General features: G+C 32.8%; 20 protein-coding genes. 9 read left to right on the top strand and 11 right to left on the bottom strand.

The window, feature by feature from the left end; genetic code table 11:
- Positions 1-134: 134 nt before the first annotated feature.
- The 4 genes from IGI58_RS09400 to IGI58_RS09385 all read right to left on the bottom strand — a co-directional run bounded on the left by IGI58_RS09400 (position 135) and on the right by IGI58_RS09385 (position 5,093).
- Positions 135-2,363, bottom strand: coding sequence for a type IV secretory system conjugative DNA transfer family protein (locus IGI58_RS09400; protein ID WP_429953642.1), 2,229 nt, complete (start codon positions 2,361-2,363; stop codon positions 135-137).
- A gap of 443 nt (positions 2,364-2,806) precedes the next feature.
- The gene (locus tag IGI58_RS09395; protein WP_429953643.1) at positions 2,807-3,052 is read right to left on the bottom strand and encodes a hypothetical protein; all 246 of its coding nucleotides are present in this window, start codon (positions 3,050-3,052) and stop codon (positions 2,807-2,809) included.
- A gap of 1 nt (position 3,053) precedes the next feature.
- Positions 3,054-3,362 carry a hypothetical protein gene (locus IGI58_RS09390; protein ID WP_429953644.1) on the bottom strand — a complete coding sequence of 103 codons (309 nt, stop codon included), beginning with the start codon at positions 3,360-3,362 and terminating at the stop codon, positions 3,054-3,056.
- A gap of 180 nt (positions 3,363-3,542) precedes the next feature.
- Positions 3,543-5,093 (bottom strand): hypothetical protein, encoded by a 1,551-nt coding sequence (locus IGI58_RS09385; protein ID WP_429953645.1) that lies wholly within the window; start codon positions 5,091-5,093, stop codon positions 3,543-3,545.
- 217 nt (positions 5,094-5,310) lie between these two features.
- On the opposite strand from IGI58_RS09385, the gene IGI58_RS09380 reads away from it, so the two are divergent.
- The gene (locus IGI58_RS09380; RefSeq protein ID WP_429953646.1) at positions 5,311-5,850 is read left to right on the top strand and encodes a hypothetical protein; all 540 of its coding nucleotides are present in this window, start codon (positions 5,311-5,313) and stop codon (positions 5,848-5,850) included.
- Between the two features lie 142 nt (positions 5,851-5,992).
- Positions 5,993-6,328 (top strand): hypothetical protein, encoded by a 336-nt coding sequence (locus tag IGI58_RS09375; RefSeq protein ID WP_429953647.1) that lies wholly within the window; start codon positions 5,993-5,995, stop codon positions 6,326-6,328.
- Positions 6,329-6,572: 244 nt separating this feature from the next.
- Here the strand turns inward: IGI58_RS09375 and IGI58_RS09370 are convergent, their stop codons facing one another.
- From IGI58_RS09370 to IGI58_RS09340, 7 genes are all read right to left on the bottom strand, one after another.
- Positions 6,573-7,034 (bottom strand): hypothetical protein, encoded by a 462-nt coding sequence (locus IGI58_RS09370; protein WP_429953649.1) that lies wholly within the window; start codon positions 7,032-7,034, stop codon positions 6,573-6,575.
- Between the two features lie 31 nt (positions 7,035-7,065).
- Positions 7,066-7,446: a hypothetical protein gene (locus IGI58_RS09365; protein ID WP_429953650.1), complete on the bottom strand. Its 381-nt coding sequence runs from the start codon at positions 7,444-7,446 to the stop codon at positions 7,066-7,068.
- 213 nt (positions 7,447-7,659) lie between these two features.
- Positions 7,660-8,028, bottom strand: coding sequence for a hypothetical protein (locus IGI58_RS09360; protein ID WP_429953651.1), 369 nt, complete (start codon positions 8,026-8,028; stop codon positions 7,660-7,662).
- Between the two features lie 36 nt (positions 8,029-8,064).
- Positions 8,065-9,201: a hypothetical protein gene (locus IGI58_RS09355; protein ID WP_429953653.1), complete on the bottom strand. Its 1,137-nt coding sequence runs from the start codon at positions 9,199-9,201 to the stop codon at positions 8,065-8,067.
- Positions 9,202-9,430: 229 nt separating this feature from the next.
- Positions 9,431-10,072, bottom strand: coding sequence for a recombinase family protein (locus IGI58_RS09350; RefSeq protein WP_429953655.1), 642 nt, complete (start codon positions 10,070-10,072; stop codon positions 9,431-9,433).
- A 131-nt stretch (positions 10,073-10,203) separates the two neighbouring features.
- Entirely contained in the window at positions 10,204-10,368 is a 165-nt protein-coding gene (locus IGI58_RS09345) for a hypothetical protein (protein ID WP_429953656.1), read from the bottom strand.
- Between the two features lie 10 nt (positions 10,369-10,378).
- Positions 10,379-11,437 (bottom strand): hypothetical protein, encoded by a 1,059-nt coding sequence (locus IGI58_RS09340; protein ID WP_429953657.1) that lies wholly within the window; start codon positions 11,435-11,437, stop codon positions 10,379-10,381.
- A gap of 227 nt (positions 11,438-11,664) precedes the next feature.
- On the opposite strand from IGI58_RS09340, the gene IGI58_RS09335 reads away from it, so the two are divergent.
- From IGI58_RS09335 to IGI58_RS09305, 7 genes are all read left to right on the top strand, one after another.
- Positions 11,665-11,940: a TIGR04197 family type VII secretion effector gene (locus IGI58_RS09335; protein WP_429953658.1), complete on the top strand. Its 276-nt coding sequence runs from the start codon at positions 11,665-11,667 to the stop codon at positions 11,938-11,940.
- A gap of 3 nt (positions 11,941-11,943) precedes the next feature.
- A complete protein-coding gene (locus IGI58_RS09330; protein WP_429953659.1) occupies positions 11,944-12,309 on the top strand; it encodes a DUF3958 family protein in 366 nt (121 codons plus the stop codon).
- A gap of 15 nt (positions 12,310-12,324) precedes the next feature.
- Complete coding sequence (locus tag IGI58_RS09325) at positions 12,325-13,671, top strand: T7SS effector LXG polymorphic toxin (protein WP_429953660.1); 1,347 nt, start codon at positions 12,325-12,327, stop codon at positions 13,669-13,671.
- Positions 13,640-14,032 carry a hypothetical protein gene (locus tag IGI58_RS09320; protein ID WP_429953662.1) on the top strand — a complete coding sequence of 131 codons (393 nt, stop codon included), beginning with the start codon at positions 13,640-13,642 and terminating at the stop codon, positions 14,030-14,032. Before IGI58_RS09325 ends, IGI58_RS09320 begins: the two co-directional genes overlap by 32 nt.
- Positions 14,033-14,221: 189 nt before the next feature.
- On the top strand, positions 14,222-15,946 hold the full coding sequence (locus tag IGI58_RS09315; protein WP_429953663.1) for an ATP-dependent nuclease: 1,725 nt from the start codon (positions 14,222-14,224) through the stop codon (positions 15,944-15,946).
- Positions 15,947-16,505: 559 nt separating this feature from the next.
- Positions 16,506-16,952: a hypothetical protein gene (locus IGI58_RS09310; RefSeq protein ID WP_429953664.1), complete on the top strand. Its 447-nt coding sequence runs from the start codon at positions 16,506-16,508 to the stop codon at positions 16,950-16,952.
- Positions 16,953-17,006: 54 nt separating this feature from the next.
- Positions 17,007-17,573, top strand: coding sequence for a DUF6434 domain-containing protein (locus tag IGI58_RS09305; RefSeq protein ID WP_429953665.1), 567 nt, complete (start codon positions 17,007-17,009; stop codon positions 17,571-17,573).
- The last annotated feature ends 73 nt before the right edge of the window (positions 17,574-17,646 follow it).

The raw sequence follows: 17,646 nt of genomic DNA, 5'->3' as shown, positions 1-17,646 counted from the left end.
TTTTTAAAGAAAATTCAAGATAATAGAGGCATCTCCCTTAAATTAGTATTTTGGTTGTTTTTCCGCTTTTAATAAGCCCTCGTTCCTTAACGGGAGTCGTCGGGCGAATCGTCAGCGAAAAAGCTTAGTAATTCTTAAGTTTTTCGTTTTTTCTTACCTAAATTCATCTCTATTTCTTCGTTATTTAATTCATTAGTTTGTGACTCTGTTGAATTCATTAAGTCCACATATTCTTTTTCAATTTCATCAATATCTCGCCCATAAGTTTCCGCACTTCTGGCAAAAACTTCGGCTGGTAGTCGTATGCTTGGCTTTGGTGGAAAAGTTTTTCCACTCAACCAAACATTAGCAATTTTCTTTTCATTTAAAGTGGTATACACTTGATATTGAGGTAGGCTCATAAAATCTATCTCAGTTAATTCGGGCGCGAGGTCGGCAAAAACTTTCGCGTCCGTTTTGCTTGGTGAGAAGATTATTTTTGATTTCGTATTACTTAATACGGATTCTCTTAATTCTTTGTTTAATTGTCCGAGGTGCTGATGGGCGAAAATGAAGTTTAAGCCTAAAGACCTCGCCATTTCCAGCATATTTTCAAAATCTGAACCACTTTTCGCAATGTATTGTTGAAATTCGTCAATATAGAGCATTACTTGAGAAGTGGCTCGCTTGTCCTCTGGAAGTTCGGCCCGACGCAAAGCAATATTCCAAATTGAATTTATTAGCAAACTAGCACAAAGCTTTGCAACTGTATCTCCGACCATTCCTGAGTTGAGTGGAACGAGTAAGATTTTCCCCTTGAATACATCTTCTAAATTAAATTTTGGCTGCGCTTGCCCTAAAGCACCACGAAACGCGGAACGCATTAATAGTACGTTTAAACGTCTTAAAAGTGGGGCAAGCTGTTGGTTACGGTCTTTTTCGGATTGTGCTTCAAAGTTCGCCCAGAAGCTTTTTAAATATATATCATCTAATTTTGCAGTTAATTTGTGGCGAAAATCGGAATTTGTAAAAATCAGTGGCAAATGAAGCAATGTCATATTCTTATTTCGGGCTAGTGTGAGCAAGCCACAAGTAAGTAGTTCTTCCGTAAAGATGCCAAAGTCAGGGAAAATTCCTCGTAAGCTACTCAATACTGTTTCCGCTACTAGTTCAGGACTTTTTCCGTCAATATAAGATAGAACGTTAATTCCTAGTGGTTGATTAGAACTAATATCCCAAATAACTACATCTTTAAGTCGGTCTTCTGGTATTTTCTGCACGATTGATTCAATCAGGCTAAATTTTGGATCAATCACGATTACGCCACGTTTGTCTTTTTTATTTTTTTCGTTACTCCCACCCAAAGAGCAATCCTGTAAAATCAAATTTTCTAAAACTACGGATTTGCCTGAGCCACTAGGTCCCGTAATGAGTGTATGCAGATTGCGTAAACTCTTATCTACAGACATATTCAGTAGTCGTTTGTCTTCTGGATTCTCGTTTAAAGTTTCACCAAAAGCTCGAATATTCTTTGTCGGGTTGTGGTAGTTTTTCGGCGGTAATAGAGTTTTCGGATGAAGTGGCTCGATTCCCTGAAAATCACTTTCACCAGTTGGCAGTAACATAAGGTTGGCAAGTTCGGCAACGGATAGCTTTAATAGGTAACGCCAAAGTGTTTTTGCTTGGTTAATGGCTTGTAGTTCTTCTGGTTGAATGCTCATATTTATCCCGCTAGACTCCAGCATTTTAAGGGCAGACAACAAGCTTAAAATGTAGCTTTGGGCTTTGGTAGTGTCCTTAGAATATGCGCCTAGTCGAATAACTGTTTTAATCCGATGACTTCCAACTTTATTTTTAACGGAGCTTCTTATCTCACTGGTGGCAGTGGGTACATTTCCAGCTACGATTTGCCACCAAGAAGCAGAAGGGTCAGGCAGATTTTTCGGTAGATTTTCTGGCACAATACTTGAAGCAAGTACAATCTGCAAAACAATCTCATCTCCACTAGCTACTTGTGCCATTGTAGCAAGCGTGGTGCGCGCTAGAGCTTCGGCATTATCTGTTTTGAGAGAAAGTATCGGCCGAGTCATAGTAAGACGCTTAGCGACAGTAACAGGCTTTCTTTTACAAGTACCCGCTTTTAATTCTTGTCCAAAATCAATTTTTCCATGTGTTTGAAATAGCTTGGCAATTTTAGGAAATTCTGTTGCTTCAGTTCCTAAAAGAAAGCTTATTTTATCGCTAGTAGCACGAACTTCAAAAATGAGTGATTTGCGATTTTTAGTTGTCGCGAGATGATTGACTAGACCTAAAACATCGTCAAATTCAAAAGGACGACGCCAGAATAGCTCATGCCAAACAAGCGTATCAATCTTATGCTTCATCTTATTCTCTCCATTTCTGGGCTTTTCTGATTCGCCAGATAACTGTTAGTAGAACCACGAAAATTCCTAAAAATAGTAGTGGTAGCCAAACGGCAGACAGTAGCCGTATACCGTAATTGATTAAAGCACAACCAACAGCGAACATTACAATATATGAAAAAAATTTCTTCATAAAGCTTTCGACCTTTCCATCTTTCTTTTCTTGGCCTTGATTTTTGTATGTCATTATTCATTTCAAATCCTTTCTTTTTAGTGAATAACTTTCCTATTTTTCCATAGAGTGAATGATTTTCCTATAGCAAAATTTGACTACTTTTCGACCGACAAGACAAGGGCTACTAAAGAGAAAAGTCCATTTAAGGGTATCTAAAACACCATGTTGTAGAAATTATCTTTTTAAGGATATAGGCGCAACTTTGAGCGTTGCGCTTATATTTCATTTTTTATTTATGACGTAAAAATTCATCCATCATAGCTCTTCGGGTGGCAAAAGCGTCTGCATCTAAGTCAGATTTTTGTTGCAGTAGTGAAGCATAGAATTGTTCTTCTTCGGTATACTCGGGTTCATCATCTACTGGCTTATTTTTCTTGAACAAATCGGAAATAAACAAATAGCCAATTATTCCAGTACTAATCACACCAGCCGTCAAAAAGAAAAACATTAAGGCATTGATAATATCGAAGTGCATGTTAATTTCCTCCTAATCTATTATTGGCTCGAATCGTGTATTCATCTACAATCATTTTGAGACGCGGTTCAGCATTTGGCGCTATATCAGACAGTTGTTGTTCTAACATGGATAAATTAGCGATATTGTTCATTGCTGTATTCGTGATAAGCGACATGCCATTCTCAATCATATTCTTTCTGACAACGGCACGTACCACCTCACATGAATCTTTGTGAATTTGACGTTTCGCAGCGGTTGGCATATGGTCAGTTGAAAAATTACTTGGTGACAATGCAGTTGAGAAATCATTTTGCTCTTGGTTGTTCATTTTTATAGCCTCATTTCAATTTTTATTTTAAGCATTCGCGAATTGCTTGAGATCATCATAAAACAGAAAAAAGAGAAAATGTAAATATAGGAGAAACTATGGATAAAGTTAGGGAATAATACAAAAATAGACACAATCGATTATCTATCAATTGTGTCTACTAAAAAATAACAGAAGTAATTAATTTGCTATTTTAAAAACTACCTTTTCAAAAAATGACTGGTCAGAAATTACATATATTCCTTTTTCGTTTTTAGTCATGGAGTATCTCCATCCTTGGCTAGAATCGCCTTTCATTGTGAGAATAACTGGAATTGCTGAAGTGCTAGTCCACAGCTTTTCATAAGTGCTATCTTTTTCAATATAAACATTATAGTCGTCTATATTTCCAAAGCGAAAAGGGTTATCTTTATTACTATTATCAAATTTGGTATAAGTAATTCCTGAGAATCGAATGTCATTATTTTCAGTATAATATGCAGTCTGAAAAGCTTCGGGGACAGTTTGCTTAAAAATATAAATAGAACGATAGCTCGTTAAGTATATTTTTTCTTCCGTTTTCTGCACATAATAATAGTACCCTTGTTGAGGAGTTAATATATTACCATTAGCATCTTTTTGCAATATATTAGGAAGAAGTATTACTTGGTTTTCATTGGAGCTATTCTTATGAACGAAAATTTGATAATAATCTAAGTTTTGCTTGAAACCAAACTTAGAAAAACTTTCTTTTTTATCTTCTTTAGTGAATAAATATCCGTTATAAAAAAGAGCGTTTTTATTTTCTAACATGAAATAAGCTGAACCAACGGAATAGCTAGCACTCAATATATTTCTGTTTTCACTTCGTTTAGTTAATTCTTGTTGTTTTTTTTCATTTTCTTGATATTTTTTTTGGACATAAGTTATAGAATCCGCTAATGCGTTATTTTGAACTTTTATATTTACTAAAATTATCAAGATGAGTAAAAATATACATAAAATTAAAGTAGTTGATAAAATTAACAATTTATTTTTTTTTAAGAATGCGACACCCGTTTTACTAATGGCCTGCGGCTCTCTTTCACCTCGCATATCATTCATAAACTGGTTTTGACTCTCTTTTTTTTCACTATTATTCTCTTTTTTTGAAGAGTATTCCGTATACTTCCCTTTAAAGGTTGTTAAGTGGTTTGGGATAAATTTTATAACGGCAAAAAGGACAGTTGCCAAAAAAGTACTTGCTTTTTCTGTATCGTCAAAGAGATCCTCTTTCGAATAGTAATTAGTTAGAAGAGCAACTTCTTCATCTGCTAAACACATTTCTAAGTAATCCTTTTTTTCTTCAATATATGTTTCATATATTTTTTTGGCTTTGGAGGTAACAATAATCTCTTTATTTTTATTTGAAGCAGAAAAGATTTCACTGAACTCATCTATTACTTTTTTTCTAGCTTCTTGTTCTATTAGTATTTTATCAAATTTTGAGACGCCGTTTTTTTCATTCTCTTTTTCAATATTTAGCTGTTTTTCTCTTAAAAGTCTATTGATGGCGTCTAAATAAATATCTCTTTCTTTTTTCTGTTGGCTGTAAAGTGTTGCGTCTGTTTGAGCTACTTCAAAATCTTCTCCTAGTCCGCACATCCTACCTAACATTTCGTATACCTTTTTCTTTCCGCCCCAGGGATTCTCCTTATCTCTATGCACTTCCATTGTATTTGCAAATGTTCCTAAACATAACCTTTTTTCCATATTTTTCATTCTCCTTTTTTACATAATTAGAATTAACATTATTGATAATCATTATTAAAGTAATCTTAAAGTCATTTAAAACTCTATTGTTACTTTCGTTGAAATATCAAAACACTTTTAAAACCATTTTGGTAAAGATTTTACATAAAGAATAATATAAATTAAGTATATCAACTTCGGCGCCGAATTGAAATAAATTCTTTGGGGTTGGTTTAAAGTGAGCAAAGCTAAAATAATCAGTTTTTTGATAAGTTTCATATGTATAATCATTCCGTTAATTGGCTATGAGATTGAAGGAGCAGCTCTTTCAGTAATCCAGTTATGTGCCATAGCAATACATGATAAAAAAGAAGATAGAAGGAGAAGAAAGAATATGTATCAAGATATTCACTGGGATTTAGAAGCTGATTTAAAGTATTTGAAAAAAGATGGTGGTATAAAATTGCGTCGAATGAAAGAAGAGATAAATGTCTTCTATAATCTAGTCGGTGAAGAAACTTCATTTCCAAAAATAAAATTATTATTTAAAGAGTGCATTAGTGCTCTAGGAGATGATGAAACAATAACTGTTCTGTTGTCTGTTTATGCTTTAAGAGAAGGGTATGAAGATACCTCCCGATTAACAGATCGACGGAAAAAGGTTTGTTCAGAATTGAGCATAAGTCACGACTGTCTACTAACTATAGAAAATATCGGGGTAAAAGAGCTAACAAAAATTTTTATTGAAAAATATGGCAGCTCTAAATGTAATGAATAGTTGACATCCATGGTATTTTGTGGTATATTACTAAAAGTAAATCATAGACGTTTAATAGTTAGTTAAAACCTGTTGTGAGGTAGACTGGATAGAAGTCTACTCCGCAACGGGTAGGCTAATTTAAAATGAAGGAATGATTTAAATGGTTGAAAATGACGGTACGTTAAAAAAATTTGTTGAACTTGAAACTTTTGGAAGTGATCCGTTCTCGAATGAACATATCGCATGCAGATTGGCATTTTCAGGGTTTGATTATGGTGTTATTGGAAAATTGTTTAACTTTACCGAAGAAGAAGTTGAGCAATTAGTCATTGACATCTCTGAAAAATTTGAGATGATTCAAGAGCTATGTATAGAAGTCCTATCAGATGATTCTTTGTGGAAAAAACTAGACCGTGAGGAATCATTAGCCTATTCTCTTGGATTAACGGTAGAGCAAGTTAAATTATTCATTTGTCAAAAAAATAGTGTATTTTGAAACCAGTACCTTTTACCCTCATTGAACTTTTTGCTCAATGAGGGTTTTTCCTTCTTACAAAAAATGGAATCGTAAATTTTAACCTTTCTTATCTTCCTTCCGCTGCGCTCGTTTGTCCATTTTCTTTTGTACTGCGTTATATCCTTTGTTAGATATTACACCGAATATCCTTGGAAGAAGTGCCATTAGTATTATTAAAGCTATCACTAAAACTTCCTTCATATTATCACCCTCTATTAGTTAATTAAAAAAGACTAGTTTTGTGTTTGTAATCAATTAATTCACGCTTGATGCTCGCATTTTCATCTAGTTCAAAAACAGCTTTCTCTACGGCCGTTAATATGACATTAGGGTCAAGTGGATTGATTTCATTTCTTGTTTCATCAATGAAAAAAGTTATCTCTCCCGTATCCTCATAAATCAGATAGGCGGTAAACTCACTTTTAAATTTCTCATATTTAAATTGGATTCCTTTACCTTCTAGAAGAACCATTTTTATATTTCTAGCATGGACAGGTGATAAATCTAAGACGTCATAAAGTTCTTTAAACGATTTAATATTAGTATTAAAAACGTGTTCCTGACGCATAAAATGATTAGAGCGTTCTTTTATTTCTCCAGATTCAGTAAGTTTTTTCTTCTTTGCATTATTTATAGCTATAGCAATTCCACCAACAACACAGATTATTAGTATTTTAATTATCATTGAAAAATTCCTCCTTTAATTGTTTTGAAAACTATTTAACAAAAAGATCAAAGACTTCCTCATCTTTCCATAGTAGATACATAAATAGTACTGTGCTTACTCCGAAAACAACCACAAAGATAAAATTAGGTTGGCGTAAATCTTTTAATTGTTTATTCAGCATTTCAGGATCACCCCAAACAGCTTTTCCAACTTCGCCATAATTCCTATTATCAAACCCAGAACCAAATCCTGAAATTGAATATTCTTCATGACTAAAAACACTGCCAGCTTCATAGGTGTGTCCCCGATAATTTATACTCCCTGCATTCTTAAACCCTGAAAACAAGGTAATCAGACAAGAAGTTACAGCAATAATTACGTATATTTTGGTTTTAGTTTTTAGTCTGCTGAATTTTGTTGTTTGTTCCATCGGTTACCTCCATTTCTTAAAGTTTTCAATTTCTAATTGAAGCGTCTATTTGACTTTATATCCTAAGCCAATAAATGAAAGCAGAATCGCTAATATCATTGTGTATGGGTTGTCAAAATTAGCAAAAAGATAGTTAGAAAATATAAACACATATCAATATAAGAAACGTCTTTTTTATGAATTTTATAGTCTCCATCAGGGTTTACCTCCAAATTATTGTCTTTTTAATGACAATGACTTCGGAGCAAAAGTAGCACTTGAATCTGGGGTTGAGGTTAATAGAATTTCATTATTACTTTTTACTTCAACTAGATAGTCAACTTCGCCACCTGTAATATGTGAACCATGCAAAGTATATTTCCCATCACTATCCGCTTTTTCTGAAAGAGAATAAGTACCTTCTGGTCCACCGTTGAAGCCGAATAATGAAGCACTGACAGAGCCCTCATTGAATGAAACCACTGTGCCGTTTGAACTTTTCCACATACTATCAATACTAAATGATTTTGTACACCCTACAGTTAAAACAACACCAACTAATAACAAGACTGTTACTAACAGCCTTTTTTGCATTTTCTTCAAAAATATCTCCTCCTGTTATCTCATAGTCTACTAAAGCTATTCGACAGTCCATTGAATGAAGTGTCTTTTTTCAGAAATATCTCCATATTTTGAATCTTGATAGCTACCAAGTCTACGAGGCTCTCCACCATTTATGGAAGCAATATAAGCTTCGGGTTTATCTGTACCAAGTCGAGAGTTAAATAGGATTTCCTTACCATCAGAGGAAGCTATTAAACTCTCGTTCTTCCTTGAGTTATCTGGTAATAGACTTGTTGTTTCTTGAGTTTCGCTATTTTTTGATTCGGCTCCAATAGTTAAATAATGAGTTTCATCAAGCCAAGAAACAAAATCACCAGTTGCCTCAGCTCCGCTTAGTAGCTTCTCTGATTGTACTTCAATGGTTATTGTATTTGTTAGAGAATTAATGGAAACTTCGTAGTTGGTATAACCACCATTAATTGATGGGTAAACACTATAGGCCTTTTCTTTAAATTCTATTTCAGGGGCTACAAATTCGGCTAAGGTTTCTAGAGAAACATTGTTTATAGGCACATACATTACTTTACTATCAGTGTCGAGCCCATTAAGGAAATAAAAGTTTTCACCTACGAATCGTGGGTTATAGTGTTTAGGTACAGAATCAGAAAATCCGCCCTGATTGCTGATTTGGTTTGTTATGTCTGTTTTATTTCCATTGGTATCATACCATCCAACGTGAACAGAACCGTCCGCAAATGACTCTGTATAAACCAATCTGTCAAAATCAGCATCAAAATATGTTCGATTACTTATAGTGTTTTCATCAAAATATGGTCTGATGGTTCCTCCCTTTTTATTTAAGCTTTGGCTTAGGTCTTCATAAGTTACAAACTCTTTAATCGTCGTAGATACACCAGAATTTGCGTTTATTTCTTCCAAAAGAAATTTGTACTCTAATATTGAATCCGAACCATTTTTTGGTGTCCTAGAGATAGGCTTAAAAGTAATAATCTTTCCAGAATAATCATATTTAGCTTCCTCTATACTACTTTCAATAGTTTTTTCCTCTATGTCTGTTGTTGAATTTTGCGTAGGCGTGGTCGAATCCTCGTAACTACTATTGGCAGTCTGCTTGTTAGTAGAGCAAGCTACCAGTAATGTTATGCATGCAACAACCCCTAAAACGGCAACGATTTTTCTTAACTTTTTCAAAGATAAGAACCTCCTTTATTTTGTTTCCAATAGCTCCACCGAACCAAGGATAAATAGATATCTAAAAGAAAGCGCAAAAACGCCAATCCCAAAAGGCAGTAACCTTATAGAATCAGCGTTTGAAATTTAATGAATTATGTATTTTTAGACCTCTACGAAACGTTGGTTAGGTAGAGTATTGGTAGGGTTAGCTTAACACATTTTGTTAGACATTTAAAGGTATTTTTGTCTATTTTCTTCTTGAAAGGTTATTGCGACGGGCTACGTTGTATATCGTAGATTCCGCCACGTTACATCTTTTCGCAATATCTCTAATTGGTATAGAATTAAGAATATATAGATCAATTATTTTTTCCTCTGTTTTTTTAGGTAACCCTTTATTACCTAATTTCTTTCCTTCTAGTTTGGCTCGTTGCAATCCATCTCTTGTTCTTGACCTAATATTGTCTAGCTCCATTTCAGCGACGAAACCAAGTGAGATACAGAGCATTTTACCAACAAGAGTATCCGTTTCTAAGTTTTCTTGTAAGCTAATAAGCCGAATATTATGTTCGTTAAATTCTTCTATTAAAGAGATTAGAGTAAACATTCTTCTAGTTAATCGGTCTAGTCGATAAACACATATTGAAACATCTACTTTTTTACTTGCTAGTTCCTTAGCTAATGTAATAGCGCTCATGAGTTCCAGCCGATTATCTTTCCCACCACTTTCTTTTTCTGTAAATAGAACATCACAGTCGCTTAACGCAGCCTTCTGAACCTCCATCCCAAGACGTTGTTTGTCTTCTTGACTAGAAACTCTTGCATATCCAATCTTTACTTTATCCATTTTCTCTAAGTTGATTTGCTTATTTTCTTGCTGTTTTTCCATTTGAAAAACCTCCATATATTAGTTTGTGTTACTACTATATGGTATATTTTTTACAAAAAAAATAATAATAACAAAAAAGAGACTCACAATAGCGAGTCTCAAAATCAATATTTAAATGTACTAATATTAATTTAAAGGTACTTCTTAGAAAGGTCAAAAGCTTCTTTTTTTGCTTTTTTTACTTTAGCGTAAGCAGCATCGATATGTGGAGTAAATGGTGAACCTACACGAGGGCCTAGTGGTGTTTCCACTATTCTTCGTCCCATATTTCTTTTTTCAATAACTTTTACAGTCATTCCACTCACCTCATTCCGTAAAGTGCTTATGGATTATCTCCATAGGGTCAATTTCATTTGAATTTTTTGCTGTGTTAGAATCCTCTATATATTTACACAACTGGTTTATATAATAACTTATTATTTCAGAATTTTCAATGAGTAAGTGTTGTAATAAATCATTTAACTCATACTCATTTTTTCCTTTATAGGTATATTCAAGGAATCCATAGACACAATTAGAGCTATTTTTAATGCTTTTATTGCTTAAGGGAATTTTAATTCCTTTTTCGGTTACCTTTGTATCATAAATATATGAGTCATCAGTATAATTTTTATCATAGCAAGCCATGAGAAAAGTTTTTTCATCTACGAATGCGTCATAAACTCTCAATATTTTATTAGTATTACTAAAAAGAACAATTGAAAACTCTGTTTGATGAACATTACTTGACGTAACAGTTTCTTCGATTAATTCTTGTAAGTCTATAAAAATATCCTTAAGAAAAGCTTTAAAACTTCTACAAAGATTTTTCTGAAAGTTGTTCACCGTACTATTTGTGAGTGCAACTATATTTTCTTCTACCGTTTCTGTCACATTTGGCTCAAACTTTTCTCCAACATCTAAAAGTTTAATACTCAATTCATTTAATGAATCAAACGTTTGATTGATGTAATTTATTTTCATAAAAAATTCAGCATAAACTTTATCAAGATGGGCTAAATGTATAATATTGTGCTTCATCAAGTCTTTTTGATATATTAACAAATTTTCTATAAAATTATCTGTAGTCTTTCTGAATCGAAGTGATTGTAATAAAAGTGTTGATGGGACAATTAATAAAAGAATATACGGAATATTATTAACTATGGTCGTCCAAATTACGGAGTCCCATAGACCTTTTATCCAGTTTTTGAAAGACTCTGGTATCATAGAATTCATATTCGATAATATCTCTGTTATACCTACCAAAATAGATAATAATACCAAATATCTGCCCTTTTTACGATTCTTCAAGAAAAATGATTTCGAATTAATACTACTGGAATAGGTTTTAATATCTTCTAGTAAATCTATAAGTTTATCCAACTAAACATCACCCTTTTGCTATTAGATAGCGGAAATAATATATGATTAAAAATGGTTACTTCTCATATTTTAGCATCCCGCACGATCATAAAGCAATGTTTTTATTAAAAAAAATGTAAAATATTGTTCATAAAGATAATTAATACTTTTCTTAATGAAAAAAATATTGTCGCGCTATACGACCAATGGTAAACTTAATATAGAATAAATAAACAGAGGTGAACCAAATGTCAAATGGAACAATAAGTTCAGATGTAGGCGTAGCATCTAATTATATAACCCCTATCTCAAGTGCAAAAGATTCAGCACTTGAAACCAGTGTTAATTCTTCATCAATTAGCTTTTCTAATCTTTCGGTATGTGAAAAAGTAAAAAGTACAAACGGCAAATCATTAATAAGTACTAGCCAATACGGTAGTGCGCTATCTAAAGACTTATCGAACTTTACATTGATTGCTACTACTTTTGCTGAAAAAGATGCACAAATTGCGAATGGGGGTTAGAAAATGCCAGAAGAAAAGAAAGATAATTTAGATGAGATTATTGCGGTTAATCGAGAATTGCAAAACCTGACAGATGATTTAGATGAAAATAAAAAGCAAATTGAAAAACTTACAGAAGCTGACGACATTACCCATAAAATCTATAAAGAAAATACCGATATCTTGGACGAACTCGCTTATTATTGGAAAGGCGACAAAGCAAATCGTTTTTTACATATGGCTCATGAAGACAACGAACATGAATACAAGCAATCCGTGAGAACTTTAGATGGTGTCCATTCAAATTTAGAGAATGAGCAAAAAGCATTAGTTAATAAAGAAGAAGATTTACTAAATAAACAGTTGAAACTAAAACAAGAGAGTCGCTAAAAGGAGGTTCTATTATTGGGGTTAAAAATTAGAGTAAGTGAAATAACTAGTTATTTAGATCAGATAAATACCTCTTTATCTACTAAAAATGACGGCTTAAATCAAATCATGCAAGGTATGCAAAGCTTTATTAGAGCGCCAGAGTTAACTGGTGATGCGTGGTCGGCTGCCAAAAGCTACGCCGAAACTGCCCACATTCCACTTTTGCGAGGTCAAGTTCGGGCAAATGATGAAATTACAAATGATAATCTAACGTTTGCTAGTCGAATAGCTGAAAAGATTGAGAATGAGGAAATTGATGAAGACGCATTAAACCGAATTATTGAACGTCTAGAACAACAAAGACGATCAATCTTATACAGAAATAGCTTAATGACTAATAGTCCCTCATTTGGCACAAGAAACGTTAATGCCGATGATGGTTCTAATTCAATTACTATTCAAATTCATCAACTTAGAGAAGAAATACAATCTTTACATGATTTAGAGAGTTCTTGTTCTGATTTATATACTACGGCTGATTCGTTACTAGATAATGTCAGCCAAGGTCTATCTGCACTCTCTAGTACGAACTGCTTTGATGGTTCTAACGGCATGTATAGCACCTCTAAGCTAAAACTTGACTGGGCAAAGAGTATTAATAAGGAATGGAAAGATAACTTTGTTTTGCCATTAGATTATGCGAAACTCGTTCAGGAGATTAAAGATGATAAAAGTTTATCTCCTACCGAAAAAGCCGAGAAAATCGCTCGTGTATATGAAGATTATCTTTATTCATTGGCTAAACCTGCTTTTGATGAGTATGATAAAATACGAGCAAAATTTGGCGCTAACTCCCCCGAAGCGATCGAAGCCGAGAAAAAACTTGCGGGAATATTACAAGGGCTTGATATTGATATTAAAGCAGTAGCCAGAAATTTAGGCGATAACGCTATTGATGTCTCTGGTAAAAACACGTTAAATTACAAACAATTTATTGATATGGTCAACACAGCAAAACCACTTGATTTGAAGAGTAGAACTTTTGGAGATTCAGACTATTCAATTTGGGCAAGAGGATGGTCAGACTACATCAAAGAGCATCCAGACTATTTAGGGAATTATTTATTTGGTTATTATGGTCAAGGTTCATTGCTTATAGATGGAGAAACCCTGAAAATAGGTGCTGGCGTTGCTCAAATTCTAAGTGATGCAAATAAAGGAGATTTCAAAAAACTATTAAGCTATTTATTCGGTTTCTCTGTTAGTCCATTAGTAGGCACTGGTATCTGGGTACTAACAGGGTATGGAGATAATACAGAAGATGGTAATATGGTTCAGGAGGGTATAAATGATTTCAAGAAATATTATAAAAATAAGTAGTGTTGTAATTGCTATTATCGCTGTATTAACATTTCTATTTTTTATTTCAAAAGATCAATTACCAATATTTTTCCCTAATCAGCAAAAAGAGATTAAAGTGAAAATTGCAGATCATAACATAGAAGCCCGAATTTATATTTATTTAGACGAAAAGCACAAAGAAGATTTTGAAATAACGTTATATGATAATCAACTAAAAGAAAACTTGGCTCCATATAGTGTAGGTAAAGATAAATTCACTCCTAAAGGAAAACTTCACTATGTATATATTGTAGAAAAAGGTGGAGCCTACACTGCTATAATAAAAAATAAAACTGATTCAGTAATAATTTCTAATATTAGAGTTGAGGATAATGATTAAACACAAACAGAGCTTGTAAATATCTATCTCTTTACTAAGTTTAATTTAATTACTTAAAAATGGATTATGTAAAATCATTTTTTTACATAATACGCACAATAATATATTTCATCTTAGGAGTCTGTATAAAAAAACTATTGATATGTTATAATTAACTTAGTGGAAAATATCATTTCTTAGGAGGGCATTATGAAGCTAAAAAAATTTACCGTACAAAACTACAAAGTATTTGGGAAGCCTTTTGGTGTTGAATTGATCAAAGACAAACCGCAAGATGACACGTTAAAAAGCGACACATTCTTCACTATTCTCACAGGCAAAAATAATATGGGGAAATCAACTTTTTTAGAAGCCATTAATGAGTTTTATAAAGAGTTAAAGGCTGCTCATAAGATAGACGAAGATTGTTTCAATAATCCTTCACTACCTATTGTTTTTACAGCTAAGATAATTGTTGATTCATCAGATCAAGAGATTTGGCAGGCTTTGCTAGATTCAGGGAAAGTTACAGATGAAACATCGGGTAATTTTGAAGTTACTGTTCTTAAAAAATATGATAGCGGAAAAAATGGAGTATTTTCAATCTTTATTGGTGGTGAGGTTGAAAGTAACAAGTCTCTACTCAAAGCTTTTACCAATAGCATTACTAGTCAACAACCATACTACATTCGTCCAAATATGACTACAGAAGAAATAGATAAGACAGTTAGCGACATATATAGTGACGCAATCGCCAAAAGCAGTGAAAATAAAAAGGAACAATTAAAACAGATCAATACAGATATTCAAACTGCCATGAATGAACTTAAACAACAAACTGATAGCCTATTGGACTCTATTAGTAGTGAGGTTTCAGTTGTACTTAATTCTCTTTTTACAGAACAAGGATTAGAGCTTAAGATTTCTGGAGGTGAGGTGACAGGCTTTTCTATAAGAGATTTCATCAAAAATTCTGACACTAAGATTACTGTAAAATCCGATTCACGTAAAGAAGCAATGTTGCTTTCGGAACAAGGTACTGGAGTGCAACGAATGAGTTTAATATATACAATTCAAAAGATTATTGAAAAAGGCCTAGGAGATTTAGGAGGAAGAATGTTGTTAGTAGATGAGCCTGAGGCTTTTCTACATCCTGAAGCCGTCCGAGGACTTAGCGCTTCTCTGTATAAAATTGGAGATTCTATGCCAATAATTATCACGACCCACTCACCAGTTTTAATAAACCTTGAAAATAGCCATACGGTAATTGATGTATTTAAGATAGACAAAGATAAGCCAGATGCAATTACGTTATTCAACTCAAATTTACACAGCTTTGATTGCGACGACATTGCAAATATGAAGATACTGAATTATGTTGATTCATATGTTAATGAGTTTTTCTTTTCTAACAAAAATGTTATCGTTGAGGGAAACACTGAAAAAATTGTATTGAAGTACATACAAAAGACATATAACGTATCCTTTCATATAATCGAAGCTCGAGGAAAGTCAACAATATGTACTCTTATGAAGATACTAAATCAATTCCAAACCGATTATCATGTACTCCATGATATTGATAATGACAAAGATACTGATGCTAAACTGAGAACGCAAAGGACAAATTGCCAAAAAATTCTTGATCTAAAAGAAGACAATATAAAAATCTATGCTTGTGAAGCCAATTTCGAAGATGCTTTCTATGGTCATACTGAGCCTTCTGCATCTAAAACAAAAAGAATATATGAAATACTGCATTCATCAGAGGACTCAGAAGATTATAGTTTAAGGCAAACTATTCTCGCAACATTTAATAATATATTTGAACTAGGTATTAATGATCTTGAAGATAATAATTTGTGCGATAAAGTTCATATAATCGATAATAATGATACAATTGAGAACTTATTTCTAGTTCAAAGCAGAACCTAAAATCAATACACTATAAAATACTATTCTTAAAAAATCTTACAAGAAAAGTTTGCGCTTTGAATAGTTGCAAACTTTTTTTATTTATCTCTATATCTTAATATCTATGCCTGTCGAAAATCTAATTTGGGCTTGTTTTAAATGATTAGTTTAGCTTGATTTAATTCACTATGATGCCGTAATCGAACTTTCTCAAAGAAATTTCGACTCAATCTAGTTATAGTAGTCACCACTAATTTTTTGTTTCTATGTTTTGCATAATTTTTTTGAGAACTAGTCAGTCTAAATTAACCCCACTTTGATTATTATCAATATAATATATAAGCACATGAATATTACTCTTTCTTTTCCAATCATATCAGATAATTGCTCAATTAATCTTAGTTTGTAAAAGCTCATCTTCACTGAGTTTAAATTTTCATTATTTAAAAGTTGTCTTATGAAAGTTGTTTATTATAACATATTTAGTAAGGCAATAATTAAATGTAGTGTTTTCTGCTATAATTAATAAATAAAACTTATCATTCTAGCTAAGATATATAAATTTAAGGAGAGCTATACAATGAAAAAATATTATTTAAAATTAGACAAATTAGGACTATTTTTATTTTTTGTACTTATGCTCCCTACTTTTTTTTGGGGAATTGTGCCGTCCGCAAATGACATTCTGCGTATTCAATCTAAAACACCACAAATTGATATACTAGCTTCGATATTTCAGGTTATTATGGTAATCCTGATGTGTTCTTTTAGACGCAAAGAGATTGAGCGTACGAAACTTACTAAAGCTATGAACTACTCTGCAGTAGCGTGCTGCATAGCTTATTACATTGGTTGGATATTTTATTATATGAATTTTACTAATCCTGTCGTTATTATGGCTCTTACACTATTTCCAAGCTTTGCTTTTGTATCATATCAAATTGGTAAACAAAATCGGCTTGCTATAATTCCTGCAATTCTATTTACTATATTACATTTAATTCATGGAATCGTAAATTTCATGTAGCTTCTGAGTGTAGTATAATAAAGTACAGCTCAGAAACAAAAGAAGGAGACATAAATGAACAGACCACAACTCGATAAAAATCTGGACGAAGATATATTTCGTGATTTTTATTACCTCAAAGAAGAATTAGTTGCATTCTGCAAACACGAAGGCATACAGGCAACTGGCAGCAAAGAAGAGCTAGCTAACAGAATCGCACATTTTTTAAAAACTGGTAAGAAATTAAAAGCAAATAGAAAACGGAAAATAAAAAACGAGATTAGCTCACTATCTCTTGATGGTAAAATTGAAGAAAATTTTGTCTGTTCAGAAGTTCATAGAGCTTTCTTTAAAGAAAATATCGGAAATACATTTTCTTTTAACGTGAAATTTCAGCAATGGTTAAAGCAAAATTCAGGAAAAACATACAAAGACGCTATTGACGCTTACTATAAAATTATTGAAGATAAAAAGCAAAATAAAACCACAATCGATAAACAGTTTGAGTATAATACGTATATTCGAGATTTCTTTGACGACAATAAAGGTGCATCTTTAAAGGATGCGATAAAATGCTGGAAATATAAAAAATCTTTAGCTGGTCACAATAGATACGAAAAAGAAGACTTACGGACTTTGTAAGTCTCAGACTGTAGACAAAGTCCTAAAAAAGGGATGACGTCTACAGTTTTTTCTTTTATACTTAACGTATGAA

It is taken from the genome of Enterococcus sp. AZ020 (assembly GCF_050499205.1).
Lineage (GTDB): Bacteria > Bacillota > Bacilli > Lactobacillales > Enterococcaceae > Enterococcus_L > Enterococcus_L dunnyi.
This window is presented reverse-complemented; position numbering and strand designations above follow the sequence as displayed.